This is a genomic window from Pseudomonas sp. 57B-090624, assembly GCF_003234055.1.
Classification (GTDB): Bacteria; Pseudomonadota; Gammaproteobacteria; order Pseudomonadales; family Pseudomonadaceae; genus Metapseudomonas; species Metapseudomonas tohonis.
On record NZ_QKRU01000041.1, the window covers coordinates 17,014 to 42,124 of the forward strand.

The following is a 25,111-nucleotide window of genomic DNA, read 5'->3' on the forward strand; positions in this document are numbered from 1 at the left end:
TCTTCCCCGACCCTTTCCGGAGACCACCCCATGGGCCAAAACGCCGACTGGATGCAGCGCGACCTCGCCGTGCTCTGGCATCCCTGCACCCAGATGAAGGACCACGAACGCCTGCCGGTGGTGCCGATCCGCCGTGGCGAAGGTGTCTGGCTGGAAGACTTCGAGGGCAAGCGCTACCTCGACGCGGTCAGCTCCTGGTGGGTCAACGTCTTCGGCCACGCCAACCCGCGCATCAACCAGCGCATCAAGGACCAGGTCGACCAGCTCGAGCACGTGATCCTCGCGGGCTTCAGCCATCAGCCGGTGATCGAACTGTCCGAGCGCCTGGTGAAGATCACGCCCCGGGGCCTGGACCGCGTCTTCTACGCCGACAACGGCTCCTCGGGCATCGAGGTGGCGCTGAAGATGAGCTACCACTTCTGGCGCAACCAGGGCCGCGAAGGCAAGAAGCGCTTCGTCACCCTGACCAACAGCTACCACGGCGAGACCATCGCGGCGATGTCGGTGGGCGACGTGGCGCTGTTCACCGAAACCTACAAGTCGCTGCTGATGGACACCCTCAAGGTGCCCAGTCCCGATTGCTACCTGCGCCCCGAAGGCATGTGCTGGGAAGAGCACTCGCGCAACATGTTCGCCCACATGGAGCGCACCCTCGCCGAACACCACGCGGAGGTCGCCGCGGTGATCGTCGAACCGCTGATCCAGGGGGCCGGCGGCATGCGCATGTACCACCCGGTCTACCTCAAGCTGCTGCGCGAGGCCTGCGACCGCTACGGCGTGCACCTGATCCACGACGAGATCGCCGTCGGCTTCGGCCGTACCGGAAGCATGTTCGCCTGCGAGCAGGCCGGTATCGCGCCGGACTTCCTCTGCCTGTCCAAGGCCCTCACCGGCGGCTACCTGCCGATGGCGGCGGTGCTCACCAGCGAGGCCGTCTACCAGGGCTTCTACGACGACTACCAGACCCTGCGCGCCTTCCTCCACTCGCACACCTACACCGGCAACCCGCTGGCCTGCGCCGCCGCCCTGGCGACCCTGGACATCTTCGAGCAGGACAAGGTGATCGAGGCCAATCGCGCGCTGTCCATGCGCATGGCCCAGTCCACCGCCCACCTCGTCGACCACCCGCACGTCGCCGAAGTGCGCCAGACCGGCATGGTGCTGGCCATCGAGATGGTCCAGGACAAGGCCAGCCGCGCCCCCTACCCCTGGCAGGAACGACGTGGCCTCAAGGTCTTCCAGCACGCCCTGGAACGCGGCGCCCTGCTGCGCCCGCTGGGCAACGTCGTGTACTTCCTGCCGCCCTACGTGATCACCCCGGAGCAGATCGACTTCCTCGCCGAAGTGGCCAGCGAAGGCATCGACATCGCCACCCGCGACTCGGTGAGCGTCAGCGTCGCCAGCGACCTGCATCCGAACCACAGGGATCCGGGCTGACGCAGCTGGAAGCCGGAAGCGCCGCGCAGGTAGACTTCCGGCTTTCAGCTTCAGGCTTCCAGCTCCCTTATGCGCCTCTCCCGCTTCTTCATCGACGCCCCCCTTTCCATCGGCCAGCATGCGCTGCCCGAGGCCCAGGCCCACTACATCGGGCGCGTGCTGCGCCTCGCCGTGGGCGATGCCGTGCAGCTGTTCGACGGTTCCGGCCAGGAGTACCTGGGCGAGCTGGTCGAAGTGGGCAAGAAGACCGTGAGCGTCGAGTTGCGCGAGGCCTTCGCCGGCCAGGCCGAGTCCCCGTTGCGGGTGCACCTGGGCCAGGGGCTGTCGCGGGGCGAGCGCATGGATTGGGCGATCCAGAAGGCCACCGAACTGGGCGCCGCCGAAATCAGCCCCATCGTCAGCGAACGCTGCGAAGTGCGGCTGAAGGACGAGCGCGCCGACAAGCGCCTGGCCCACTGGCGCCAGGTGGCGATCAGCGCCTGCGAGCAGTGTGGCCGCTCGGTGCTGCCGGTGATCCACGCCCCCCTCACCCTCACCGACTGGCTCGCCCAGGCCCAGGCGGACCTCAAGCTGGTGCTGCACCCGGTCGCCGAGCCCCTGGCCAGCCACGCCAAGCCGCAGACCCTGGCCTTCCTCATCGGTCCCGAAGGCGGCCTCAGCGACGCCGAAGTCGCCCAGGCGCAAGCCGCCGGCTTCCACTCGGCACGCCTGGGACCCAGGGTATTGAGGACGGAGACAGCACCGGTGGTGGCGCTGAGCGTGGCGCAGCAGTTATGGGGTGACTTTTAGCTGGAAGCGTTTTTAGCTTGAAGCTGGAAGCAAAAGCCAAGGCACCGCTTCCGGCTTCCGGCTTCCGGCTTCCGGCTAGATAATCCCCGCATCCTCGAGCATCTGCTCGAGTGCGATCAGGTCGGGGATGCGGGCGACGTCCTCGCCCAGTTGCACGGCATCCAGCTCCAGGGGGGCCAGGGGCACGGCGGCGCGGGGCAGGTCGGAGTCGACCTTCAGCGAACGCGGGATGCCCTGAACCAGCAGGGCGATGAATTTCACGTGGCCGCGCCCGCCGAGGGCGTTGAGCACCACCACGCGGGCGCCGGCGCCGACCTGGGGCTGGCCGCCGGAGGCGGCTTCGAAGGACAGCAGCGGCAGGCGCAGGTCGCGCCAGGCCACCTGGCCGAGGAACCAGGCCGGCATGCCCGCCGACACCTGCGGCGCGCGATAGGGGATCAGCTCGGCCACCGCCACGTTGGGCACCAGCAGGGTGCGATCGGACAGCGGCACCAGCAGGCCGGTGAGGCTGTTGGCGCTGTTCGTGTTGGCGACGGCTTGGCTCATGGTTCTTCCTTCAACGATTCTTCATTCCCGGCGCAACCGCCCGGAGCCCCTGGGGCTCAGGCGCACTGCTCCGCCAGGTGGTTCACCAGCGCCTGGGCCAGTTCACGGGGGTCGGCGCTGAACGTGCTGTAGCCACCTTCGCGCAGGCTGTCGGGCATGCTCGCGCAGGCGCAGCTGTCGCCGCGCTGGGTCCAGATCGGCGCGCCCTGGCGGCGCACGTAGGCGGCGGCGGCGCTGCCGTCGCTGCCCATGCCGCTGAAGGCGATGACGCCGCACTGGGCACCGTAGTGCTGGGCGAGGTTGAGCATGACCTGGTCGATGGACGGGCTGTAGGGCTCCGGCCAGGGGCGATCGCCGACTTGCATGGCGCCGCCTTCGGCGAAGCTGAGTTCGTGGCTGATAGGCACCACCACCACTTCACCGGCGCGTACCGCATCACCGGGGCGGGCCAGGTTGACCGGCCACTGGCTGTGACGGCCGACGGCCTGGGGCAGTGCCGTCTCGAAGGTCGGGTCGATGTGCTGGGCGTAGATGAAGCCGATGGGCAGGCCACCGGGCAGGGCGTCGAGGAACGCCTTAACCGCCGCCGGGCCCCCGAGGGAGGCGGCCAGCAGCCACACCTGGCGCGCCGGCTCGCCCGCCACCAATGGTGTGTCGGCCAGGGCGCGGGGCAGGTCCAGGCGCGCCGGGCGCTGGGCCTCGGCGAGCAGCGCCTCGAGGCTGGGGCCAACGGCCACCGCCGGGTCGCCGACCAGGCGCTTGAGCTTGCCGAACAGGCGGCGCTCCCAGCGCGGGTAGTTCTCCGAATGCCGCTCGGGGGCGTGGCCCTCGCCGAACAGCACCGGAGCACTGGCGCGCTCCATCAGGTTGTCGACCAGGGGCGAGTCATCCGACTGCGCCAGGTCCACCAGCCAGAGGTCCACTTCACAGGCGCTCAGGGTTTCCTCGTCCAGCCGGGCCGGATCGCTGTTGAGCACCACCTGGTAGCCGTTGCCCGCCAGCGCCTGCTGCAGCACATGGCGCTGCAGCGAGGTGTCGGCGATGACGGCGATACGCGCAGAGGTTTTCTCAGTCATTTCCCTTGACCAGTCGCTGGATGGTTTCAAGCAGCAGGGACTCCTGGTACGGCTTGCCCAGGTAGTCGTTGACGCCGATGGTCATGGCCCGCTCGCGGTGTTTCTCACCGGTACGCGAGGTGATCATGATGATCGGCAGGTCTTTCAGTCGCTCGTCGTGGCGCACCAGGGTGGCCACCTCGAAACCGTCCATGCGCGGCATCTCGATGTCCAGCAGCATGATGTCCGGGCGGTGTTCCTGCAGTTGAGAGATCGCGTCCACCCCGTCCTTGGCGGTGAGTACGTTCATGCCGTTGCGTTCCAGCAGGCGGCTGGTGACCTTGCGCACGGTGACCGAGTCGTCCACCACCATCACCAGCGGCGGACGGTCGTGGTCGAGTTCCGCCGGCAGCGCGGCCTGGGTCGCGGAGCGCGGCAGCATCTGCACCAGGTGCGCGTGCATGGCACGGATGGTCGCCAGCAGGTCGAGGATCACCACCACGCGGCCGTCGCCGAGGATGGTCGCGCCGGAGATGCCATGCACCCCGGCGAACTGCGGGCCGAGGCTCTTCACCACGATCTCGCGGGAGCCCGCCAGGGAGTCCACCTGGACCGCCACGGCGTGATCGGTGGAGCGCACCAGGATCACCGGCAGCGGCAGGCTCTGGCCCACCAGCTTGGGTTGCTGGCCGTTGTTCAGCAGGTCGCCCAGGTACTTCAGTTCATAGGCCTGACCGGCGTATTCGAAGCGCGGTGCGTCCGGCTGGTAGTAGGCCTCCAGCTCGTACGGGGAGACCCGCACGATACCTTCGATGGTGTTCAGCGGGATGGCGTACAGGTCTTCACCGGAGAGCACCATCAGCGCGCGGTTCACCGAAACGGTGAACGGCAGGCGGATGAGGAAGCGGGTGCCCTCGCCCGGCGTCGAGTCGATGCTCATGGAGCCGCCGAGCTGTTTCACCTCGGAGTGCACCACGTCCATGCCCACGCCACGACCGGAGATCTGCGTGACCTTCTCGGCGGTGGAGAAACCGGCCTCGAGGATGAACTGCAGCACGTCGTAGTCGGAGAGGTCGGAATCGGCGTCCATCATCCCGCGCTCGATGGCCTTGCGGCGCACGGCGTCGAGGCGGATGCCACCGCCGTCGTCGGCCAGGGCGAGGACGATGTCGCCGCCCTCGCGGCCGAGGGTCAGGCGGATGGTGCCAGCCTCGGACTTGCCGGCGGCGCGGCGAACCTCGGCCGGCTCGATGCCATGGTCGACGGCGTTGCGCAGCATGTGCTCCAGCGGCGCGACGATGCGTTCGAGCACGGTACGGTCCATCTCGCCCTCGGCGTTGCCGACGACGAATTCGACCTGCTTGCCCAGCTCGCTCGCCACCTGGCGGACGATCCGGCGCAGGCGCGGCACCAGGCGGTCGAAGGGCACCATGCGCGTGCGCATCAGGCCTTCCTGCAGCTCGGTGTTGACCCGCGCCTGTTGCAGCAGCAGGGTTTCGGCGTCGCGGTTACGCGCCGCCAGGGTTTCCTTGAGGTCCAGCAAGTCGGACGCGGACTCGAACAGCGCACGGGAAAGCTGCTGCAGTTGCGAGTGACGGTCCATCTCCAGGGGGTCGAAGTCCTCGTAGCCGGCACGCTCGGCCTCGGCCTGGTAGCGGCTGAGGATCTGCGCCTGGGTCTCGGTGTCGAGGCGACGCAGCTGGTCGCGGACCCGCTCGATGGTGGCTTCCATCTCGCTCAGGGTGAAGCTGAAGTCGCTCACCTGCTGTTCGACCCGACCGCGGAAGATCGAGGTCTCACCGGCCAGATTGACCAGGCCTTCCAGCAGGTCCGCCGGGACCTTGACCAGCTCCTGGGGCGCGCGACGGGACGCGGCGTCCTGGGCGGCTTCCTGGGCCTTGCGGACGAAGGGCAGGACCTTGTGCTCGGCGACCGCCTGCGGCAGTGCGCTGGCGGCGACTATGGGCGCGGCCAGGCTCGGCGCCGGCGGCTGGGCGGCCGGTGCCGGCTCGGTGGCCTCGGGCTCCTGGGCCTCTTCGGCCAGCACGGCGTCGAGACGCTCGCGCAGCTGGTCGAGTTCGGCCTGCAGGCCTTCGAAGCCGGATTGCACGTCGAGGAACAGGCTGTCCGGCCAGGGCGCACCCTGCTGCTGCGCCTCGGTCAGGTGTTGTTCGAGGTCATGGCTGAGGTCACCCAGGCGCTTCTGCCCGGCCAGGCGCGCGCCCCCCTTGAGGGTGTGCAGCAGGCGCAGCAGTTCATCGATCTGGGCACCGTCTTCGCGACGTTCTTCCCAGCGGCCGATGGTGCGTTCCATGGCTTCGAGCAGGTCGTCGGCTTCCTCGAGGAAGATGTCGAGGATGTCGTCGCTCTCGGCCGCGTCATCCTCGACGGCCTGGGCGGCCGGCTGCAGGTGCACGCTGGAGGGCATGCTCAGTTGCTCGTCCGGGTTGGCGCGGAAACGCTTGATCGCCTCGATCAGCGCGTCGCCACTGGGCACGCCGCGCTTGTCACGCACCGCCTCGAGCATTTCGGCGAGCCGGTCATGGCAGGCCTGGAGCAGGGTGAACAGGCCGGGGCTGGCGCGCAGGCGCCCGCCGCACAGGCCTTCGTAGAGGAATTCCAGCTCATGGGCGAGGTCGCCGATCTCGCGGATCTCGGCCATGCGCGCCCCGCCCTTGAGGGTGTGCAGGTCACGCTGCAGGGCTTCGACTTCGAGGATGTTGTTGACGTCGTCCATCCAGCGCTGCAGCGACGCGCCAGCGCTGTCGATGATGTCGAAGCCTTCCTCGAGGAAGATCTCCACCAGCTCCGGATCACGATCGTCGAAGGCACTGGTCGCGGGCTCGGCGGCGCGCGGCGGCTCGATCAGCGGTGCGGCTGTCGGCTCGGGCTCGGGCTCGGGCTCGATGGCAGCAGGCGCGTCGATGCCGGACAGGTCCAGCACCTCCGGCTCGGCCTGCAACTCGACGTCCGGCTCGGCTCCGGCTTCGGCTTCGGCTTCGGCTTCGGCGGCAGCGGGCGTGCTTTCCAGCGCTTCGTCCAGCAGCCATTGGTCGAGTTCGGGCTCGTCGTCGTGCACCGGCTCGGCATGCAATACGTGCAGCTCGGGGTCGACATCCAGCGGCGCTTCCGCAAGCGGCTCGCCCACGGCTTGCGCCGGCAGATCCTCCACCACCGTTTCGATGGCCTCCAGGGCTTCGACGGTGTCCAGCGGGTCGGTTTCGGCGATCAGCGCCAGGGGGGGCTGCTCTTCGTCGATGGCGATGCTCTCGCCGAGCTCGGCGCCGGGGGCGTCGTCTGCGGCCAGATCGATCTCCTCGACCTCGGCGACCCCTTCGATGTCCTCGAGCGGCAGCGAGGCCGCTGCGGCGGACAGGCTCAGCCCACCGTTCTGGCGAAAGGTGCGGATGGCCTGGATCAGCTGCCGGGGGTCGTCCAGGGGCAGGCGCGCCTGCAACTGGTCGAGCAGTACCGCGAGGCTGTCGTGGCTCTGCTGCAGCAGGCCGCCGAGCGCCGGCGAGTAGCTGAAGCGGCGATCCACCAGGCCTTCGTAGAGGGACTCGAGTTCATGGGCGAGATCACCGATCGGGGCGATCTCGGCCATGCGCGCGCCCCCCTTGAGGGTGTGCAGGTCACGCTGCAGCGAGAGCAGCGAGGTGTGGTTGTCGGGCTCGCCCAGCCAGCGGTCGAGGGATTGGCCGGCGCTTTCCAGGATGTCCACGGCCTCCTCGAGGAAGATGGCGACCATCTCCTCGTCGAGGGATTCGTAGGCGCTGGGCGCGGCGACGGCGTCTGCCACTACCACCGGAGCGGGCTCGGCGGGCGGGGCGGACAGGTCGTCCTCCAGGCCGGCACCGGTCAGCTCGGGGAGGGAGACCTCGTCGAACACCGGCGGCTCTTCCACCAGCTCGGCCAGGGGCGGCAGCTCGGTGTCGGTGGCATTCCAGTCGATCAGGTCCGCCAGCGGGGCGTCGTCCAGCTCTTCAACGGTCAGGCCGCTGGTCAGCTTGGGGTCGAGCAGCGCCAGGGCGGCGGGGTCGACCACTTCCTGCAGCAGCTCGCGCAGGGCCTGCACGCGCTCGGGCTGGGGCGTGACCTGTAGGGCGGCGGCCACCTGGTCCATCATGCCGATCAGCGCCTCGTGGGCACGCTCGGCTTCGGCGAAGAAGCGCTCGCTGACGGCGAGGCTGCCTTCTTCCACCGCACCATAGGTGTCCAGCAGGGCTTCGCAGAGCTCTTCGATCTGCGGCAGCTCGGCCATCTCGGCGCCACGGCCGAGGGTGTTCAGTTCTTCCAGCAGGGCGCCCAGTTCCTGGCGCTCGGACGGGTGCTCGCGCCAGCGGCGCAGCAGATCTTCGGCGTCCAGCAGGATGTCCATGCCCTCGGCGAGGAAGATGGAGATCAGTTGCGGGTCGCGTACCGTCTCGCCCTGCTCGCCCAGGCGGGCCGCTTCGGCGGCGCCAAGGCGATCCAGGTGCAGCTGCTGCACGCGCTCGAGGAATTCGGCGGTGCCGGGGATGCGGACCAGGGGCGTGGTCTCGAGCTGTTCGAGGCCGGCACGGAACAGGTGCTCGGCATCACGCAGCAGCTCGGCCTCGGCCAGGTCCATCTGCACCAGGTTGGTCTTGTATTCCTTGGCCAGCTTCTCCAGGGGCGTGGCGATCTCGGCGATCGGCAGGATGCCCGCCATGTGCGCACTGCCCTTGAGGGTGTGCAGGGCGCGCTGGAGGCTGTCGGTCACCGGCTGCGGCAGGGACTGGGCGCAATCGGCGAGGAAGCCCACCAGGCTGTCCAGGTGCGTTTCGGCTTCGTTGCGGAAGATCTCCAGCAACTGCGGGTCGAGCGGCTCCTCGTCGCTTTCGACGGCGACGGGGGCTTGCGCGACGACGGTGGGCTCCGCGACGACCTGCGCTTCCGGCTCGCCCTCGGGCTCGACTGGCTGTGCTGAGTCCGGGGCGTCAGATTTTGGGAGTCGCTGCCCCTTCGCCAGGGCATGCGCCTCGGCGGCGAGGTGGTCGACATCGTCGCGTTGGCGCTGGGCCTTGGCGGCGAATTCGTCCACCAGTTGCGGCAGCAGGGCGACCACGTCCTGGATCACGCCACGGACATCGTCGTCGGGCTGGATGCTGCGATCCAGCACGCGGTTGAGCAGGTTCTCGATGGCCCAGGACAGTTCGCCGATGACCAGCGCGCGCACCATGCGACCACTGCCCTTGAGGGTGTGGAAGGCGCGGCGGATCTCGGTCAGGGCGTCCTTGTTCTCGGTGTCGGCCAGCCACTGGGGCAGGAAGTCGCCGATGGTTTCCAGGACCTCGCCGGCTTCTTCGATGAAGACTTCCAGCAGTTCGTCGTCGACCGGCTCTTCGTCGGCGGGCGGCGGCAGCAGGCTGGGCGGCACGTCGCGGGCGGGCGGGTTGATGGCCTGGGTCGGCGCCGCCATGACATCGGCCATGGACAGCGGCTTGTCCTCCTCGGCCACGGGCGCCGGCTGCTCGACGGGGGCGGCGGGCAGTTCGACTTCCGGCAGGTCGAGCCCGGCGAGCTCCACGTCGTCCCAGCTCATGGAGGATTCGGGCAGCGGTTCCAGGCTGAGGACTTCACCTTCGAGCGGTTCGAAGCGCTCCAGCGGCGTGGCGTCCGGCAGCGGCTCCAGGTCGTCCAGGTCGAAGCTCTGCAGGGGCTCCAGGCTGTCCTGGGGCTCCTGGGCGGCGTGCAGTTCCAGCGGCACGTCGAGGCTGAAGTCGATGACCTCGGGCGCCTCGCTCGGCAGCTCGCCGAGGTTCCAGTTGTCGTCCGAGACCAGCAGTTCGCCGGCGTCGGCAGCCGTCTCTTGCGGAGTGAGCGCGTCGAGGGCCGGCAGGGACTCCAGATCGCCCAGCGCAGCGGGCTCATCCAGGGCATCCAGCTCGGGCAAGGGTTCGAGGTCCGGCAGCTCGTCGGCGGCCGGGATCGGAGCGGCAACGGGCTGGGGCTCGATCGCGGCGACCGGCTCCAGCTCGGGCAGGGGGTCGAGTTCCGGCAGCGCATCGAGGCTGGCCGGGGGCGCCTCTTCGGCGACCACCGGCTCGGCGAACTCGGCAGCGACCGTCACGTCTTCGTGCGGTTCCAGGGGCTCCAGGTCCAGCGGCTCCGACAGCTCCGATTCCTCGGCGGCCAGCACTTCGATTTCCTGCAGCGGGTCGGCCAGGGGCAGCGGCTCCTCTTCCGGCTCGATGCGATCGAGGATCGAGGGCTTTTCCTTGAGCGGATAGCCCAGGGCCTCCAGGCTTTCCTCGGCCACGTCGAGAATCAGGTCGCCCTGGGTCGCATGGTCCTCGGAGAGGCGTTCGAGGTAGTACTCGACGCTGGTGATGGCGTCGGCGAGGGTATCCAGGCTCTGCCAGTTGGGCACGGCCTTGCGCGCCAGGAGCTGTTCCTGGATGTAGCGGTTGCAGGCTTCCAGCAAGGTCGCCGCGCGGCTCAGCGGGATCATCGCCAGGCCACCACGGACCTGGGTCAGCAGCTCGGGGACGCGAGCCAGGTGCTCGTGGTTCCACTGCGAGGCGATGAACTCGATGATCGCGTCCTTGGCCTGCTCCAGGCCATTGCGCGCTTCCTTGATCACCAACTGGTGGATCTGCGCCACGTCGGTGGTGGGCAGGTGGCTTTCTTCGGCGCGGCCATCATCGGCCGGGCCGACCATGCCGTTGAGCGTGGCTTCGACGTACAGCAGCGCTCCGGCGACGTCCATGAGGACGGCGTCATTGGGCTCGCGCTGGCCGAGGGAGAGGCTGTGGACCACATCGATCTGATCGAGGATCACCCGGCGCGGCTGGCCGAAGCCGAGCACGGCGAGGGTGTCGGCGATCTGCTTGAGCGGGGCCAGCAGGCCGTCCAGCTCGGTGACGCCGCGACGATCGCTGCGTACGAAGATGTCCAGGCTGTCCTTGACCCGCACCAGTTCCTCGCACAGGGCGGCGACGACGGAGCGCATGGCATCGCGGTCGGGGCCGGCGAGCCGTGCACGCTCCTCGTCCACCACGTCGGTGTCGTGCAGCGCTTCGTCGAGGCGGTACTGTTCCTTCAGCGCGCGGATGCGCGGCGACTGCGCGGGAGCCTTGGCGATGTAGAACAGCAGGTTCTTCACCAGCTCCTCGGGAGCCGGCTGGTTGATGCCGTCGGCGCCCTGGTCGAGCAGGCGCTTGAGTTCCTTGTCGATCTGCCGCAGCAGGGTGCGCACGGAAGTGCCGTTCACCACACTGCCGTTGGCCAGGCCTTCGACCATGCCGGAGGCGATGGGCCAGAGCGGGCCGAGCGGCGCCTCCTTGCACAGCGACTCGAGGCGGGCGAAGACGCGCGCCATGTAGCCGAGGTTGGTGGCCAGGTCCTGGTTGCGGATGATCCCGACCAGGGCCAGCTGCAGCATCTGCCGCAGCTTGCGCAGCAGCACCGGCAGCTCGGCGGTGCGCATCTGCGCCAGGGCGTCCATGGACAGCGCGGGCAGGCGACCGGAGAGGTCCGGGGAGAACAGGCTGGTTTCCGACAGCAGCTTCTCGCCGCGCGCGGCGCGCAGGTCGTTGAGCAGCGGCAGCACCACCATGGGCAGGTCGCGGCGCGCGCTCTGGATGCGGTCGAGGTAGACCGGCAGTTGCAGGATGGCCTGCATCAGCACTTCCAGGGCTTCGCCCTGGTTGGTCACGCGGCCTTCCATCAGCGCCTGGGCGAGCTGCTCCATTTCCTCGGCGAGCAGGGCCGCGCCGTAGAACTCGACCATCTGCAGGGTGCCGTGGACCTGGTGCACGTAGGTCAGGCAGAAACGCATGCGGGTCGGGTCCTGGGTGTTCTCGACGAACGCCTCCAGAGCCTGTCGCGCCTGCTTCAGGGTTTCCGCGATCTCGCCCTTGACCCACTCAAGGGCGACATAATCGTGCCGATCACTCATAGCCGTCTGCTATCCCTTCCGGGTGAATGCCAGAACCTGATCGTCGGCGACCGGAACCAGGTCCGGGTGATGCCAACCCACTACTTCGCCCACGCCCACCACCATCAGGCCCCCCGGCGCCAGGCGCTCGGCCAGGCGATTGAGGATTTCACGGCGACGCCAGCGGCGAAAATAGATCAACAGGTTCTGACAGAAGATTACGTCCATGCCGGACATTGGCGCCTTCGCCAGTTCCAGCACATTGAGCCGGGCGCAGCAAACGCGCGCGGCCAGGCTCTCAACAACTTTCAAGCGGCCATCGTCCATGACCTGGAAATAACGTTCGGCCTGGTCAGCGTCCAGCTGTTCCAGGCGGCGTGCGGCAAAGACACCCTGCCGCGCCTTGTTGAGGGCGCTGAGGCTGATGTCGGTACCGGTCACACCGAAGAATTCCGGCCGGTCGCTGCCCTGCAGCGCTTCGGCGGCGGCAATCGCCAGCGAATAGGGCTCCTCGCCGCTGGAGCAGCCGACGCTCCAGAGCGCCAGCGGGTTTTCCAGGCCCGCGGCGACCCGCTCACGCAGGTAGGCATCGAGCAGGTCGAAGGAGGGGCGGTGGCGAAAGAACCGGGTCTCCTGAACGGTGAGGCGATCCAGCAGGGTCGACCACTCGACAGCACCACGCGGGCCATCGGTGACCTGCCGGTAGTAGCTGCTGTAGTCATCCATGCCCAGCTCGCGCATCCGTGCAGTGAGATTGGTCTGCAGGAAGGAGCGACGCTGTTCGTTGATCACCACGCCCGTGCGTTCCTCGAGCAGCGACTGCCAGTCGTGGAACTGCGCGGGCGTCATGTCGGCCAGGGGTTTCAAGGCCCACACGCCGCTTGGCTGCATGCTGTCGTGCCTCTCGCTCATGGCCGCTGCGCCGCGGCTTCAAGCCGCGGCACCTCCCTTGGTCAGGCCTGTTCCGGAGCGTCCGGCAGGTTGAAGCCGGATACCGATTTGCGCATCTCGCTGGCCATCTTGGCCAGGTTACCAATGCTCTTGGCGGTAGCAGTGGTACCTGCGGAGGTCTGCGAGGTGATCTCCTGGATCACGTTCATGGTGTTGGAGATATGGCCCGCCGAGGAGGCTTGCTGACGAGCGGCGTTGGAGATGTTCTGGATAAGGGCCGCGAGGGTCTTGGATACCTTCTCGATCTCTTCCAGTGCCACACCGGCGTCCTGTGCCAGGCGAGCACCACGGACCACTTCGGAAGTGGTCTGCTCCATGGAGATAACCGCTTCGTTGGTGTCGGTCTGAATGGTCTTTACCAGGGCCTCGATCTGCTTGGTCGCGGCAGAGGAACGTTCCGCGAGTCGCTGTACCTCGTCCGCTACCACGGCGAAGCCGCGGCCCGCATCACCGGCCATGGACGCCTGGATCGCGGCGTTCAGTGCGAGGATGTTGGTCTGGTCGGCAATGTCGTTGATCAGGCTTACGATGTCACCGATCTCCTGGGACGATTCACCGAGGCGTTTGATCCGCTTCGAGGTGTCCTGGATCTGCTCACGGATGTTATCCATGCCGGTGATGGTGTTGTGCACCACTTCGTTGCCCTTGTTGGCGATGGCTACGGAACGTTCCGCTACCGCGGAGGATTCCGAGGCGTTCGCCGATACCTGGTCAATGGACACCGCCATCTCGTTGATCGCCGCGGAGGCGCCGGCGATTTCCTGCGCCTGGTGCTCGGACGCTTCGGCGAGGTGCATCGCGGTGGCCTGGGTTTCCTGGGCCGCCGCCGCTACCTGCACGGCGGTCAGGTTGATGGTCTCTACGAGGTCGCGGAGCTGGTCGATCGAGTAGTTGATCGAGTCCGCGATCGCACCGGTGAAGTCCTCGGTCACGGTCGCGGCCACCGTCAGGTCACCGTCCGCGAGGTCGGCGATCTCGTCGAGCAGTCGCAGAATCGCCGCCTGGTTGCGTTCGTTCTTCTCGGCGGTCTCGGCCAGTCGGCTGCGGGTGGTCTGAACCATGACCAGGCCGATCAGGATGATCGAGCCCAGGGCCAGGGCGCCCAGCACGTAACCGGCGAGGGTGTTGAAGCTACGACCTTCGGCCTGCTTCTCGAAGCCGCCGGCCAGGGTGGAAGCCTTGTCCAGCAGGGTCTGCGAACCGGTGAAGATGGTGTTGGCGGACTCACGGACCTGGAACAGTTCGGGCGAGGTTTCGAGGATCTCGTCCACGGAACCGGAGACGAACTCGAACAGCTCGGAAATCTCTTGCAGGCGCTCCAGGGCTTCGTTGTCGGTCACCTTGGAGATTTCCATCGCCGCGTTGCCTTCCAGCATCGCGTTCAGTACGCGACCGAAGAGGCTGGCGTCACGACCGAACATGTCGGCGGCCTGGACGGAGTCTTCGTCACCGGCAAGCACCTTGTTCACCGAACCGAGGATACGTTCGGCCAGCAGCGACTGGCGCTGGGCGACCGAGACCTGGTCGGCGGGCGCGCCGCTTTCCAGCAGGATGTCGACCACTTCCTCGTACTCGACCTGCAGCTGCGGAATGGTTTCCGCCAGGGTGGCGGCTACCTGGTGCAGGGACAGAACGGTCTGCTCGCTGGCGAGGATGGCGTCGGAGTTCTGGCGCAGGCTGTTCCAGTCGGCCTGCACCGCATCCATCTCGGCCTTGACGCCTTCGGGAGCGGGCGGCAGCCCCGTGCTCTCGTCGCCGTTGAGGAGGATGTTCCAGCGCTTCTCGAAGTCGTTCCGGGCGTCTTTCAACAGGGCGAAGGCCTCTGCCTTGCCCGCCGCCGCTTCGGTGGCGTTCTTGGCGATACGCTGGGACAGTACGCGCAGTTCACCGGAGTGACCGAGGTATTCCTTGTCGTAGTTCGCCTGGGTGTTCAGGTATGCGAAGTTGGCGAACAGCAGCACGATGGACACGATCAGGACTACGAAGAGCCCCGCGATCAACGTACTACTGCGCGTTCCCGCAAGTAGATTGCCTGCGTTAAGTTTTTTCATTATCGGGCCCCCGCCTGGACCAACAACACAACGATTTCCATGTAACGCCAAAGGGCCGGCATGAACCGGCCCAACCTTGAATCAGCGGCACCACCGGTGCCGCGCACGCGACGGGGAGTCGCCCCGCCACGCTGGATCGCCCCTCCCGGCAACGATCCGCCGCACCAGGCCGTTGAGCCTGGCGCGGATGAAGCTATACCGCCACGTCGAGGAACACCTGGTGCTGCGCCAGCACGTGTGGGCTGAACACCAGCCAGGGCTGTTCACGCTGGAACACGCCATGGATGAACGGCTGGATCGACGCCTCCAGCGGAGGCAACTCCTCGGAGAAGGCATCCACCGGGAAATGCTGCATGCCGAAGACTTCATCGACGATCAGGCCGGCGAATATCTCCTGGTGATCCACCACCAGCACCCGGCGCTGCTTGCGCAGGGGAGACAGCTCGCCACCGAAGAAGCCGCACAGGTCCATGATCGGCAGCAGCCGGCCACGCACGTTGGCCACGCCCTTGACCCAGGTCTTCACACCCGGCAGCAGCGTATGCCGCGGCTCGTGAAGCACTTCGCCGACTTCACCCATGGGCGCCACGAACAGGCGCTCGCCCATGCGGAAACCGATGCCACTCCAGGTCTGCACGGTTTCCTGCTGCGCAGGAAGACCTGCCGCCAGCGCACGGCAACGCTGGTCGATCTCGAGGAGAAGCTGGAAAGGGGTCTGCGTGTCCGACATGCCGGCCAGGGCCTTCTTTCTTCTAGTTATCAGCAGGCTGAGCCGGCATCAGCCGGCCAGCACCGCATTGAGGGTTTTCAGCAGGGTGTCTTCGTCGATCGGCTTGGTCAGGTAATCCTTCGCGCCCTGGCGCTTGCCCCAGACCTTGTCGGTTTCCTGATCCTTGGTGGTGACGATGATCACCGGGATGTGGCTGGTCTCGGCGTCCTTGGTCAGCTGGCGCGTGGCCTGGAAGCCGTTGAGGCCGGGCATGACGATGTCCATCAGCACGGCATCGGGTTTTTCCTGGCGCGCCAGGGCTACGCCGTCGGCGCCATTCTCGGCCTTCAGCACCTGATGGCCGTGCTTCTCGAGCATGGCGGTCAGTTTGTACATCTCGGTCGGCGAGTCATCAACAATCAGAATACGAGCCATGTTTGTCCCCAATACGGAAAGGCATCACCGGCCATGGGAGGCCGGACTTCAGGAGGCTTGTTCCACCGGGGTGAAATCAGGCACGTGAGTCTTGATCGCGCCGAGCAACTCTTCCTTGCTGAAAGGCTTGGTGAGGTATTGATCGGAACCGACGATGCGACCCTTGGCCTTGTCGAACAGGCCGTCCTTGGAGGACAGCATGATCACCGGGGTGGACTTGAAAGCACTGTTGTTTTTGATCAGGGCGCAGGTCTGATAGCCATCGAGCCGCGGCATCATGATGTCGACGAAGATGATATTGGGGTGGGTGTCGGCGATCTTTGCCAGCGCGTCGAAACCGTCGACGGCCGTGATGACTTCACAACCCACCTTCTTCAGCAGAGTTTCAGCGGTGCGACGAATCGTTTTCGAATCGTCGATCACCATGACCTTCAAACCCTCGGAATGCTGTTCCATGTTCGCCCTACCATCGCCTCGGTGAGTCGTTATTTTGCTTAGTTCAGTGCGCCTGAGGCCCTGTCAGCGACGGGCTACGACCCAATCGTCGGGCCTTTTTAGCACACTCTCCGGACGCAAGCTACAAAGCGCCAGCCTCCGGGAATCCTAGTTCATACGGCGAGGTTTCCCTTGACCGCGACAACCTCCAGCGCCAACCTGAGCGCCTCGTTACCGGGCCTGGAATTCTCCAGCGCCCCTCATCTATTACCAGTCGCGGAGAACACACCCATGAGCGTTCGCCTCGGGATCGTCATGGACCCCATTGCGCACATCTCCTTCAAGAAGGACAGCTCCCTGGCCATGCTGCTGGCAGCCCAGGCCCGCGGATGGTCCCTCTACTATATGGAGCAGCAGGACCTGTACCAGAAAGCCGGCGAGGCCCGCGCCCGCATGCGGCCGCTGAAGGTGTTCGCCGATCCGCAACACTGGTACGAGCTGGAAGACGAGAGCGACGCTCCGCTGAGCGAACTGGACGTCATCCTGATGCGCAAGGACCCGCCCTTCGACAACGAGTTCGTCTATTCGACCTACCTGCTGGAACAGGCCGAACGAGCCGGCGTGCTGGTGGTGAACCGCCCGCAGAGTCTTCGCGACTGCAACGAGAAGTTCTTCGCCACCCTGTTCCCTCAACTGACCCCACCGACACTGGTCAGTCGCAGGGCTGACATTCTGCGCGAGTTTGCGAAAGAGCAGCGTGACATCATTCTCAAACCCCTTGATGGCATGGGCGGATCGATGATCTTTCGTCACCGCGAGGGGGACCCGAACCTTTCCGTCATCCTCGAGACCCTGACCCGTCACGGCGCCGAGCAGATCATGGCCCAGCGCTACCTGCCCGCGATCAAGGACGGCGACAAGCGCATTCTGATGATAGACGGTGAACCGGTGCCCTACTGCCTGGCACGCATCCCCGCCGCTGGCGAGACCCGGGGCAACCTGGCGGCCGGCGGTCGAGGCGAGGCCCGCCCGCTGTCCGAGCGCGACCGCGAGATCGCCGCCACCGTCGGCCCGGCGCTGCGCGAGCGCGGCCTGCTGTTCGTCGGCCTGGACGTGATCGGCGACAGCCTCACCGAGATCAACGTCACCAGCCCGACCTGCATCCGCGAGATCGATGCCGCCTACGACACGCGCATCGGCGAACGCCTGATGGACAGCATCGCCAGCAAGCTCTCCGCGAACGGGCGCAAGCCCCAAGCTTGATGCAGCTAACAGCTTTGGACATGCAACTTGCAGCCTGCCGCCCCAGTTCGGCAGACTGCGCGCCATCCTGAGCAGACCCGATGTGCGATGAACGCAGCCGCTGACTTTCCCGACTTCCCGTCCTCCGGCGTGCGCCCGGCGGACCGGCTGGGTTTCACCCTGTTCCTCGCGGCCGTCCTGCACGTCGCCTTGATCCTCGGGGTCGGCTTCACCTTTGCCGACCCCAGCCAGATCAGCAAGACGCTGGAAGTCACCCTCGCCACCTTCAAGAGCGACAAGAAGCCCGAGAAGGCCGACTACCTGGCGCAGATGAACCAGCAGGGCAGCGGCACCCTGGAGCACAAGGACACGCCCAAGACCACCGAGCAGGCGCCGTTCCAGGACCAGGAGATCAAGAAGGTCACGCCGCCGGCCGCGCCGCAGCAGGCCGCACGCCAGGAAGCCCCCAAGGCCGCCGTCGCCACCACCGCGCCCAAGGTGCAGAAGACCCCGGTCAAGCACGAGGAAGCCAAGCCCGAGCCCGAGGCCCGCCCGGCGCCGGTATTCGACAGCACCCAGCTGTCCTCGGAGATCGCCAGCCTCGAGGCCGAACTGTCCCAGGAGCGCCAGCTCTATGCCAAGCGCCCGCGCATCCACCGCCTCAACGCGGCCTCGACCATGCGTGACAAGGGCGCCTGGTACAAGGACGACTGGCGCAAGAAGATCGAACGCGTCGGCAACCTCAACTACCCCGAGGAAGCCCGTCGCCAGCGCCTCTACGGCAGCCTGCGCCTGCTGGTGTCGATCAACCGCGACGGCACCCTCTATGAAGTGCAGCTGCTGGAGTCATCCGGCCAACCGGTGCTGGACCAGGCCGCCATGCGCATCGTCCGCCTCGCCGCCCCCTTCGCCCCCTTCACCGGCGACCTGGCCGATATCGACCGCCTGGAAATCATCCGCACCTGGCGCTTCGAGCGCGGCGACCGCCTGTCGAGCAACTGACGGGCCTGGACGGCCGCTCCCGCCCTTGAAGCTTGCGGCGCGAAGGTCGAAACTAGCGCCCATGAAAAGCACCGCGCCCAGCTACCTCAAGCACCATTTCCTGATCGCCATGCCGCACATGGACGATCCCAACTTCGCCCAGACCGTCACCTACCTCGTCGAACACAACGAGCAAGGCGCCATGGGCCTGGTGATCAATCGCCCCAACGGCCTCAGCCTCAGCGACGTGCTCGAACAGCTGCGCCCCGAGGTCGACCCGCCAGCCCGCTGCCAGACCCTGCCGATCTATGCCGGCGGCCCGGTGCAGACCGACCGCGGCTTCGTCCTCCACCCCAGCGGCCTGACCTTCCAGGCCACCCTGGAGCTGGGCGAACTGGCGCTCTCCACCTCCCAGGACGTGCTCTTCGCCATCGCCGAAGGCCAGGGCCCGGAAAAGAGCCTGATCACCCTCGGCTACGCGGGTTGGGACGCCGGCCAGCTGGAGGCCGAACTGGCCGACAACGCCTGGCTCACCTGCCCGGCCGACCCGGCCATCCTCTTCGACACCGCCGCCGATCAGCGCCTGGCCGCTGCCGCCGCGCGCCTCGGCGTCAACCTCAACCTGCTCACCGCCCAGGCCGGGCACGCCTGATGGCCGCCAAGCCCCTGCGCCTGCTGCTGGGTTTCGACTACGGCACCAAGCAGATCGGCGTCGCCGTCGGCCAGGCCGTCACCGGCCAGGCCCGTGAACTCTGCGTGCTCAAGGCACAGAACGGCGTGCCGGACTGGCAGAAGGTCGAGGCCCTGCTCAAGGAATGGCAGCCGGACGCCATCGTCGTCGGCCTGCCCCTGAACATGGACGGCACCCCCAGCGACATGAGCGAGCGCGCCCAGAAGTTCGCGCGGCGCCTCAACGGCCGCTTCAACCTGCCGGTCTTCACCCACGACGAACGCCTGACCACCTTCGAAGCCAAGGGCCAGCGGCTCGCCCAGGGCCAACGCGGCAGCTACCGCGAGAACCCCGTCGACGCCCTGGCCGCCGCCCTCCTGCTGGAAGGCTGGCTGGCGGAACACCCCGGACACGAATAGCGAGGAACGCCCATGACCCTGCCCAACCCGGCCGAACTGCTGCCGCAGATGGCCCGCGCGCTGAACGCCCACCTGGCCGCGCGCGGCATCGCCACACCCCGCTTCATCGGCATCCGCACCGGCGGTGTCTGGGTCGCCCAGGCCCTGCTGGCGGAACTGGGCAGCGACGAGCCCCTGGGCACCCTGGACGTCTCCTTCTACCGCGACGACTTCACCCAGAACGGCCTGCACCCGCAGGTGCGCCCCTCCGAGCTGCCGTTCGAGATCGAAGGCCAGCACCTGATCCTCATCGACGACGTGCTGATGAGCGGCCGCACCGTGCGCGCGGCCCTCAACGAGCTGTTCGACTACGGCCGCCCGGCCAGCGTGACCCTGGTCAGCCTGCTCGACCTCAACGCCCGCGAGCTGCCGATCCGCCCGGACGTGGTCGGCGCCACCCTGTCGCTCGCCGCCGATGAACGGGTAAAATTGCTCGGCCCCGCGCCGCTCGCCCTCGAGCGCCAGGTCCTCACCCCCGCTTCCTGAAACTCCCGACCCCCAGGGCCTGCCCCATGCCGACAGACGCCAAGCGCCCGCTGCAGCTCAACGACCAGGGCCAGCTGCGCCACTTCCTCTCGCTCGACGGCCTGCCCCGCGAGCTGCTGACGGAAATCCTCGACACCGCCGACTCCTTCCTCGAAGTCGGCGCCCGCGCCGTGAAGAAGGTCCCGCTGCTGCGCGGCAAGACCGTGTGCAACGTGTTCTTCGAGAACTCCACGCGCACCCGTACCACCTTCGAACTGGCGGCCCAGCGGCTGTCGGCGGACGTGATCACCCTCAACGTCTCCACCTCCTCCACCAGCAAGGGCGAGACGCTGTTCGACACCCTGCGCAACCTGGAGGCGATGGCCGCCGACATGTTCGTGGTGCGCCACGCCGACTCCGGTGCCGCCCATTTCATCGCCGAGCACGTGTGCCCGGACGTGGCCATCATCAACGGCGGCGACGGCCGCCACGCGCACCCGACCCAGGGCATGCTCGACATGCTCACCATCCGCCGCCACAAGGGAGGGTTCGAGAACCTCTCGGTGGCCATCGTCGGCGACATCCTGCATTCGCGCGTGGCGCGCTCGAACATGCTCGCGCTCAAGGCCCTGGGCTGCCCGGACATCCGCGTGATCGCACCCAAGACCCTGCTGCCCATCGGCATCGAGCAGTACGGCGTCAGCGTCTACACCGACCTGGCCGAGGGCCTCAAGGACGTCGACGTGGTGATCATGCTGCGCCTGCAGCGCGAGCGCATGCAGGGCGGCCTGTTGCCCAGCGAAGGCGAGTTCTACCGCCTCTACGGCCTCAGCACCCAGCGCCTGGCGCTGGCCAAGCCGGACGCCATCGTCATGCACCCCGGCCCGATCAACCGTGGCGTGGAGATCGAATCGGCGGTGGCCGACGGCGCCCACTCGGTGATCCTCAACCAGGTCACCTACGGCATCGCCATCCGCATGGCCGTGCTGTCCATGGCCATGAGCGGCCAGAACACCCAACGCCAGATCAATCAGGAAGCCGAGGTGCAGAACTGATGCGTACCCACATCATCGGCGCCCGCCTCATCGATCCCGCCAGCGGTACTGACCAAGTCACCGACCTCTACCTGGAGGCCGGCAAGGTCGCCGGCATCGGCCAGGCGCCCACCGGCTACGAGGCCGAGCACAGCATCGACGCCAAGGGCCTGGTCGCCGCGCCCGGCCTGGTGGACCTGAACGCCGCCCTGCGCGAGCCGGGCTACAGCCGCAAGGGCAACATCGACAGCGAGACCCGCGCCGCCGCGGCCGGTGGCGTCACCAGCCTGTGCTGCCCGCCACTGACCCGCCCAGTGCTGGACACCCCCGCCGTGGCCGAGCTGATCCTCGACCGTGCCCGCGAGGCCGGCCACACCAAGGTCTTCCCCATCGGCGCACTGAGCAAGGGCCTGGCCGGCGAACAGCTGGCCGAACTGGTGGCCCTGCGCGACACCGGCTGCGTCGCCTTCTCCAACGGCCTGGCCAGCTTCGACAGCAACCGCACCCTGCGTCGCGCCATGGAATACGCGGCCACGTTCAACCTGACCCTGGTGTTCCACGCCCAGGACGCCTCGCTCGCCGACGGCGGCATGGCCCACGAGGGCGCCACCGCCGGCTTCCTCGGCCTGGCCGGCATCCCCGAGAGCGCGGAGACCGTGGCCCTGGCCCGTGACCTGCTGCTGGTGGAACAGAGCGGCGTGCGCGCGCACTTCAGCCAGCTCACCAGTGCCCGTGGCGCGCAGATGATCGCCGACGCCCAGGCCCGCGGCCTGCCGGTGACCGCCGACGTCGCGCTCTACCAGTTGCTGCTCACCGACGAGGCGCTGATCGACTTCTCCAGCCTCTACCACGTGCAACCGCCGCTGCGCACCCGCGCCGACCGCGACGGCCTGCGCGAAGCGGTGAAGAGCGGTGTGATCAGCGCCATCGCCAGCCACCACCAGCCCCATGAAGCCGATGCCAAGCTGGCGCCCTTCGCCGCCACCGAACCGGGCATCAGCAGCGTCGAACTGCTGCTGCCGCTGGCCCTGAGCCTGGTGGAGGACGGCCTGCTCGACCTGCCCACCCTGCTCGCCCGCCTCACCGCCGGCCCGGCCCGTGCCCTGCGCCTGCCGGTGGGCCGCCTCGCCGTGGGCGCGCCGGCCGACCTGGTGGTGTTCGACCCGGCCGCCCGCACCCGTGCCGGGGAGCAATGGCTGTCCAGGGGTCGCAACAGCCCCTTCATCGGCCAGGACCTGCCGGGCAAGGTGCGCTACACCCTGATGGACGGGCACCTCACCTACCAGGCCTGACCGCCCGTGCACGAAGAAGCCCGCCATCCGGCGGGCTTCTTCGTTCCTGGCCGCTAGACCCGCGCCAGCGCCCGGGCCAGGTCGGCGCGCAGGTCCAGGACATCCTCCACGCCCACCGAGAGGCGCACCAGGCTGTCGCCGATGCCCAGTTCGGCGCGGGTCCCGGCGGGGATGGTGGCATGGGTCATGATCGCCGGATGCTCGATCAGGCTTTCCACACCCCCCAGGCTCTCGGCCAGGGCGAACAGCTCGACGGCCTCGAGGAAGCGCCGTGCACCGGCCAGGTCGGTGGCCAGCTCCAGGGAGATCATCCCGCCGAAGGCGCGCATCTGCCGCCGCGCCAGTTCGTGCTGCGGGTGGCTTTCCAGGCCCGGGTAGTGCACCCGCGCCACCTGGGGCTGGCGCTCCAGCCAGCGCGCCAGCTCCAGGGCGTTGGCGCAGTGGCGCTCCATGCGCAGGGCCAGGGTCTTGACCCCGCGCAGGGTGAGGAAGGCATCGAAGGGCCCGGCGATGGCACCCACCGCGTTCTGCAGGAAGCCCAGCCGCTCGCGCAGCGCATCGGCGCGGGCAGCGCCACTGACCACCGCCACCCCGCCGATCACGTCCGAGTGGCCGTTGAGGTACTTGGTGGTGGAGTGCACCACGACGTCGAAGCCCAGCTCCAGCGGGCGCTGCACCCAGGGGCTGGCGAAGGTGTTGTCGGCGACGCTGATGATGTCGCGCTCGCGGCACAGCGAGGCGATGGCCTCCAGGTCCGCCAGGCGCAGCAGCGGGTTGCTCGGCGTCTCGATCAGCACCATGCGCGTGTCCTCGCGCAGGGCCGCTTCCAGGCGACCGATGTCGGTGAGGTCGGCGAAGGCGAAGCGGTGCCCGGCGCTGCGCTGGCGCACCTTGTCGAAGAGGCGGAAGGTGCCGCCGTAGAGGTCGTTGCCGGAAACGACGTGCGAGCCGGCATCCAGCAGTTCCAGCACCGTGGAGATGGCCGCCAGCCCCGAGGCGAAGGCGAAGGCCTGGGCGCCGCCCTCCAGGTCCGCCACGCAGCGCTCCAGGGCCCAGCGCGTGGGGTTGTGCGAGCGCCCGTAGTCCAGGCCCTTGTGCACGCCGGGGCTCTCCTGGATGAAGGTGGAGTTGGCGTAGATGGGCGGCATGATGGCCCCGGTGGAGGGGTCCGGCGCCTGCCCGGCATGGATCACCCGGGTGGCGAAGGCGCGCCCGGCGCCCTTGTGGTCGTGGCTCATGGCAGTGTCCTCCGCAGGTGGTTGAGCAGGTCGAAACGGGTGATGAGGCCGTGGAAGCCGGCGGCATCGGCGACGATCGCCACCAGGCCGCGATCCAGCACCGCCTCCAGCTCCACCAGGCTGGCGCCCGGCGCCAACGTCTGCGGCGCGTCGGTCATGGCATCGGCGACCGGAGCGCGGAAGCGTTCGGCGTCGGCGTGCACGCTGAGCAGGATGTCCGACTCGTCGATCACCCCCACCAGGCGTGCGCCCTCCAGCACCGGCAGCTGCGAGACATCGGCCAGGCGCATGCGCTGGAAGGCGGTGAGCAGGGTGTCGCGCGGGCTGACGCTGACCACCCGCCCCTCCTCGAAGCGCCGCGAGATGAGGTCGCGCAGGTCGCCGTAGCGCTTGCGCGCCAGCAGCCCCTGGTCGCTCATCCACTGGTCGTTGTAGACCTTCGACAGGTAGCGGGTGCCGGTGTCGCAGACGAAGCTGACCACGCGCCTGGGCGTCGTCTGCTCACGGCAGTAGCGCAGTGCGGCAGCCAGCAGCGTGCCGGTGGAGGAGCCGCCGAGGATGCCCTCGTTGCGCAGCAGTTCGCGGGCGTGGGCGAAGCTCTCCTCGTCGCTCACGGTGTAGGCACGGCGCACGCTGGAGAGATCGGCGATGGCCGGGATGAAGTCCTCGCCTATGCCTTCCACCGCCCAGGAGCCGGGCGTGCCCAGCTCGCCGCTGCGGCTGTACTCGGCGACGATCGAGCCTTGCGGGTCCGCCAGTACCATCTCCAGCTCAGGCTGCACCCGCCGGAAGTAGCGGCTGAGCCCGGTGAGGGTGCCCGCCGAGCCGACCCCGACCACGATGGCGTCGACGTCCTGGCCGGTCTGCTGCCAGATCTCCGGCCCGGTGGTGCTCTCGTGGGCCAGGGGGTTGGCGGGGTTGTTGAACTGGTCGGCGAAGAAGGCGCCGGGTATCTCCGCCGCCAGGCGCGCGGCCTGGTCCTGGTAGTACTCGGGGTGGCCCTTGCCGACGTCGGAGCGGGTGATGTGCACCTCGGCCCCCATGGCCTTGAGGTGCAGCACCTTCTCGGTGGACATCTTGTCCGGCACCACCAGCACCACCCGGTAGCCCTTGGCGCGCCCCACCAGGGCCAGCCCAAGGCCGGTGTTGCCGGCGGTGGCCTCGACTATGGTGCCGCCCGGCTTCAGCCGTCCGTCGCGCTCGGCCGCGTTGATCATGGCGATGCCGACGCGGTCCTTGATCGAGCCGCCGGGATTCTGCGATTCCAGCTTGAGGAACAGGGTGCAGGGGCCGGTATCGAACCGGCTGACCCGCACCAGCGGTGTGTTGCCGATCAGGTCCAGCACTGCGGGACGCGTCGCGCTCTGCCCAGCCATTCTCTTCTCCTCATGGGACGGCCACATCGGTTTGGACGAGGCGGTCG

At 67.8% G+C, this 25,111-nt stretch carries 19 protein-coding genes; 9 read left to right on the plus strand and 10 right to left on the minus strand.

Features of this window, described 5'->3' with window-relative positions; genetic code table 11:
* The first annotated feature begins 30 nt into the window (after positions 1-30).
* On the plus strand, positions 31-1,437 hold the full coding sequence (locus tag DMX10_RS19360) for an adenosylmethionine--8-amino-7-oxononanoate transaminase (RefSeq protein WP_111262581.1): 1,407 nt from the start codon (positions 31-33) through the stop codon (positions 1,435-1,437).
* Positions 1,438-1,506: 69 nt separating this feature from the next.
* Complete coding sequence (locus DMX10_RS19365) at positions 1,507-2,226, plus strand: 16S rRNA (uracil(1498)-N(3))-methyltransferase (RefSeq protein ID WP_111262582.1); 720 nt, start codon at positions 1,507-1,509, stop codon at positions 2,224-2,226.
* Positions 2,227-2,301: 75 nt separating this feature from the next.
* Here DMX10_RS19365 and DMX10_RS19370 read toward each other — a convergent pair whose 3' ends face one another.
* From DMX10_RS19370 to pilG, 8 genes are all read right to left on the minus strand, one after another.
* Complete coding sequence (locus DMX10_RS19370; protein WP_111262583.1) at positions 2,302-2,772, minus strand: chemotaxis protein CheW; 471 nt, start codon at positions 2,770-2,772, stop codon at positions 2,302-2,304.
* Between the two features lie 56 nt (positions 2,773-2,828).
* A complete protein-coding gene (locus DMX10_RS19375; RefSeq protein ID WP_111262584.1) occupies positions 2,829-3,848 on the minus strand; it encodes a chemotaxis protein CheB in 1,020 nt (339 codons plus the stop codon).
* Positions 3,841-11,748 carry an Hpt domain-containing protein gene (locus DMX10_RS19380; RefSeq protein WP_111262585.1) on the minus strand — a complete coding sequence of 2,636 codons (7,908 nt, stop codon included), beginning with the start codon at positions 11,746-11,748 and terminating at the stop codon, positions 3,841-3,843. The genes DMX10_RS19375 and DMX10_RS19380 overlap by 8 nt, the downstream gene beginning before the upstream one ends.
* A 9-nt stretch (positions 11,749-11,757) precedes the next feature.
* Entirely contained in the window at positions 11,758-12,618 is an 861-nt protein-coding gene (locus DMX10_RS19385) for a CheR family methyltransferase (RefSeq protein WP_111262621.1), read from the minus strand.
* Between the two features lie 62 nt (positions 12,619-12,680).
* On the minus strand, positions 12,681-14,729 hold the full coding sequence (locus tag DMX10_RS19390; RefSeq protein WP_111262586.1) for a methyl-accepting chemotaxis protein: 2,049 nt from the start codon (positions 14,727-14,729) through the stop codon (positions 12,681-12,683).
* Positions 14,730-14,922: 193 nt separating this feature from the next.
* On the minus strand, positions 14,923-15,459 hold the full coding sequence (locus tag DMX10_RS19395) for a chemotaxis protein CheW (protein WP_111262587.1): 537 nt from the start codon (positions 15,457-15,459) through the stop codon (positions 14,923-14,925).
* Between the two features lie 48 nt (positions 15,460-15,507).
* A complete protein-coding gene (pilH, locus tag DMX10_RS19400; RefSeq protein WP_003458790.1) occupies positions 15,508-15,873 on the minus strand; it encodes a twitching motility response regulator PilH in 366 nt (121 codons plus the stop codon).
* Positions 15,874-15,921: 48 nt separating this feature from the next.
* Positions 15,922-16,329, minus strand: coding sequence for a twitching motility response regulator PilG (gene pilG / locus DMX10_RS19405; RefSeq protein ID WP_021218373.1), 408 nt, complete (start codon positions 16,327-16,329; stop codon positions 15,922-15,924).
* 270 nt (positions 16,330-16,599) lie between these two features.
* Between pilG and gshB the strand changes: the two genes are divergently transcribed.
* The 7 genes from gshB to DMX10_RS19440 all read left to right on the plus strand — a co-directional run bounded on the left by gshB (position 16,600) and on the right by DMX10_RS19440 (position 22,450).
* Positions 16,600-17,571 (plus strand): glutathione synthase, encoded by a 972-nt coding sequence (gene gshB / locus DMX10_RS19410; RefSeq protein ID WP_111262588.1) that lies wholly within the window; start codon positions 16,600-16,602, stop codon positions 17,569-17,571.
* 87 nt (positions 17,572-17,658) lie between these two features.
* Positions 17,659-18,552 (plus strand): energy transducer TonB, encoded by an 894-nt coding sequence (locus DMX10_RS19415; RefSeq protein ID WP_111262589.1) that lies wholly within the window; start codon positions 17,659-17,661, stop codon positions 18,550-18,552.
* 61 nt (positions 18,553-18,613) lie between these two features.
* A complete protein-coding gene (locus DMX10_RS19420) occupies positions 18,614-19,183 on the plus strand; it encodes a YqgE/AlgH family protein (protein ID WP_111262590.1) in 570 nt (189 codons plus the stop codon).
* Positions 19,180-19,620 (plus strand): Holliday junction resolvase RuvX, encoded by a 441-nt coding sequence (ruvX, locus tag DMX10_RS19425; protein WP_111262622.1) that lies wholly within the window; start codon positions 19,180-19,182, stop codon positions 19,618-19,620. The genes DMX10_RS19420 and ruvX overlap by 4 nt, the downstream gene beginning before the upstream one ends.
* 12 nt (positions 19,621-19,632) lie before the next feature.
* Positions 19,633-20,145 (plus strand): bifunctional pyr operon transcriptional regulator/uracil phosphoribosyltransferase PyrR, encoded by a 513-nt coding sequence (gene pyrR, locus DMX10_RS19430; protein ID WP_111262591.1) that lies wholly within the window; start codon positions 19,633-19,635, stop codon positions 20,143-20,145.
* Between the two features lie 26 nt (positions 20,146-20,171).
* The gene (locus DMX10_RS19435; protein ID WP_021218367.1) at positions 20,172-21,179 is read left to right on the plus strand and encodes an aspartate carbamoyltransferase catalytic subunit; all 1,008 of its coding nucleotides are present in this window, start codon (positions 20,172-20,174) and stop codon (positions 21,177-21,179) included.
* The gene (locus DMX10_RS19440) at positions 21,179-22,450 is read left to right on the plus strand and encodes a dihydroorotase (RefSeq protein WP_111262592.1); all 1,272 of its coding nucleotides are present in this window, start codon (positions 21,179-21,181) and stop codon (positions 22,448-22,450) included. The genes DMX10_RS19435 and DMX10_RS19440 overlap by 1 nt, the downstream gene beginning before the upstream one ends.
* Positions 22,451-22,503: 53 nt before the next feature.
* On the opposite strand, the gene DMX10_RS19445 is transcribed toward DMX10_RS19440, so the two are convergent.
* Positions 22,504-23,688 carry a PLP-dependent aspartate aminotransferase family protein gene (locus DMX10_RS19445; protein ID WP_111262593.1) on the minus strand — a complete coding sequence of 395 codons (1,185 nt, stop codon included), beginning with the start codon at positions 23,686-23,688 and terminating at the stop codon, positions 22,504-22,506.
* Positions 23,685-25,064, minus strand: a complete 1,380-nt coding sequence (locus DMX10_RS19450) for a pyridoxal-phosphate dependent enzyme (protein ID WP_111262594.1) — start codon at positions 25,062-25,064, stop codon at positions 23,685-23,687. The genes DMX10_RS19445 and DMX10_RS19450 overlap by 4 nt, the downstream gene beginning before the upstream one ends.
* Between the last annotated feature and the right edge of the window lie 47 nt (positions 25,065-25,111).

Bases quoted from the DNA above. Each gene is read 5' to 3' on its own strand.
- DMX10_RS19360 (WP_111262581.1), top strand. From the start codon at position 31: ATGGGCCAAAACGCCGACTGGATGCAGCGCGACCTCGCCGTGCTCTGG.
- DMX10_RS19365 (WP_111262582.1), top strand. From the start codon at position 1,507: ATGCGCCTCTCCCGCTTCTTCATCGACGCCCCCCTTTCCATCGGCCAG.
- DMX10_RS19370 (WP_111262583.1), bottom strand. From the start codon at position 2,772: ATGAGCCAAGCCGTCGCCAACACGAACAGCGCCAACAGCCTCACCGGC.
- DMX10_RS19375 (WP_111262584.1), bottom strand. From the start codon at position 3,848: ATGACTGAGAAAACCTCTGCGCGTATCGCCGTCATCGCCGACACCTCG.
- DMX10_RS19380 (WP_111262585.1), bottom strand. From the start codon at position 11,748: ATGAGTGATCGGCACGATTATGTCGCCCTTGAGTGGGTCAAGGGCGAG.
- DMX10_RS19385 (WP_111262621.1), bottom strand. From the start codon at position 12,618: ATGCAGCCAAGCGGCGTGTGGGCCTTGAAACCCCTGGCCGACATGACG.
- DMX10_RS19390 (WP_111262586.1), bottom strand. From the start codon at position 14,729: ATGAAAAAACTTAACGCAGGCAATCTACTTGCGGGAACGCGCAGTAGT.
- DMX10_RS19395 (WP_111262587.1), bottom strand. From the start codon at position 15,459: ATGTCGGACACGCAGACCCCTTTCCAGCTTCTCCTCGAGATCGACCAG.
- pilH (WP_003458790.1), bottom strand. From the start codon at position 15,873: ATGGCTCGTATTCTGATTGTTGATGACTCGCCGACCGAGATGTACAAA.
- pilG (WP_021218373.1), bottom strand. From the start codon at position 16,329: ATGGAACAGCATTCCGAGGGTTTGAAGGTCATGGTGATCGACGATTCG.
- gshB (WP_111262588.1), top strand. From the start codon at position 16,600: ATGAGCGTTCGCCTCGGGATCGTCATGGACCCCATTGCGCACATCTCC.
- DMX10_RS19415 (WP_111262589.1), top strand. From the start codon at position 17,659: ATGAACGCAGCCGCTGACTTTCCCGACTTCCCGTCCTCCGGCGTGCGC.
- DMX10_RS19420 (WP_111262590.1), top strand. From the start codon at position 18,614: ATGAAAAGCACCGCGCCCAGCTACCTCAAGCACCATTTCCTGATCGCC.
- pyrR (WP_111262591.1), top strand. From the start codon at position 19,633: ATGACCCTGCCCAACCCGGCCGAACTGCTGCCGCAGATGGCCCGCGCG.
- DMX10_RS19435 (WP_021218367.1), top strand. From the start codon at position 20,172: ATGCCGACAGACGCCAAGCGCCCGCTGCAGCTCAACGACCAGGGCCAG.
- DMX10_RS19440 (WP_111262592.1), top strand. From the start codon at position 21,179: ATGCGTACCCACATCATCGGCGCCCGCCTCATCGATCCCGCCAGCGGT.
- DMX10_RS19445 (WP_111262593.1), bottom strand. From the start codon at position 23,688: ATGAGCCACGACCACAAGGGCGCCGGGCGCGCCTTCGCCACCCGGGTG.
- DMX10_RS19450 (WP_111262594.1), bottom strand. From the start codon at position 25,064: ATGGCTGGGCAGAGCGCGACGCGTCCCGCAGTGCTGGACCTGATCGGC.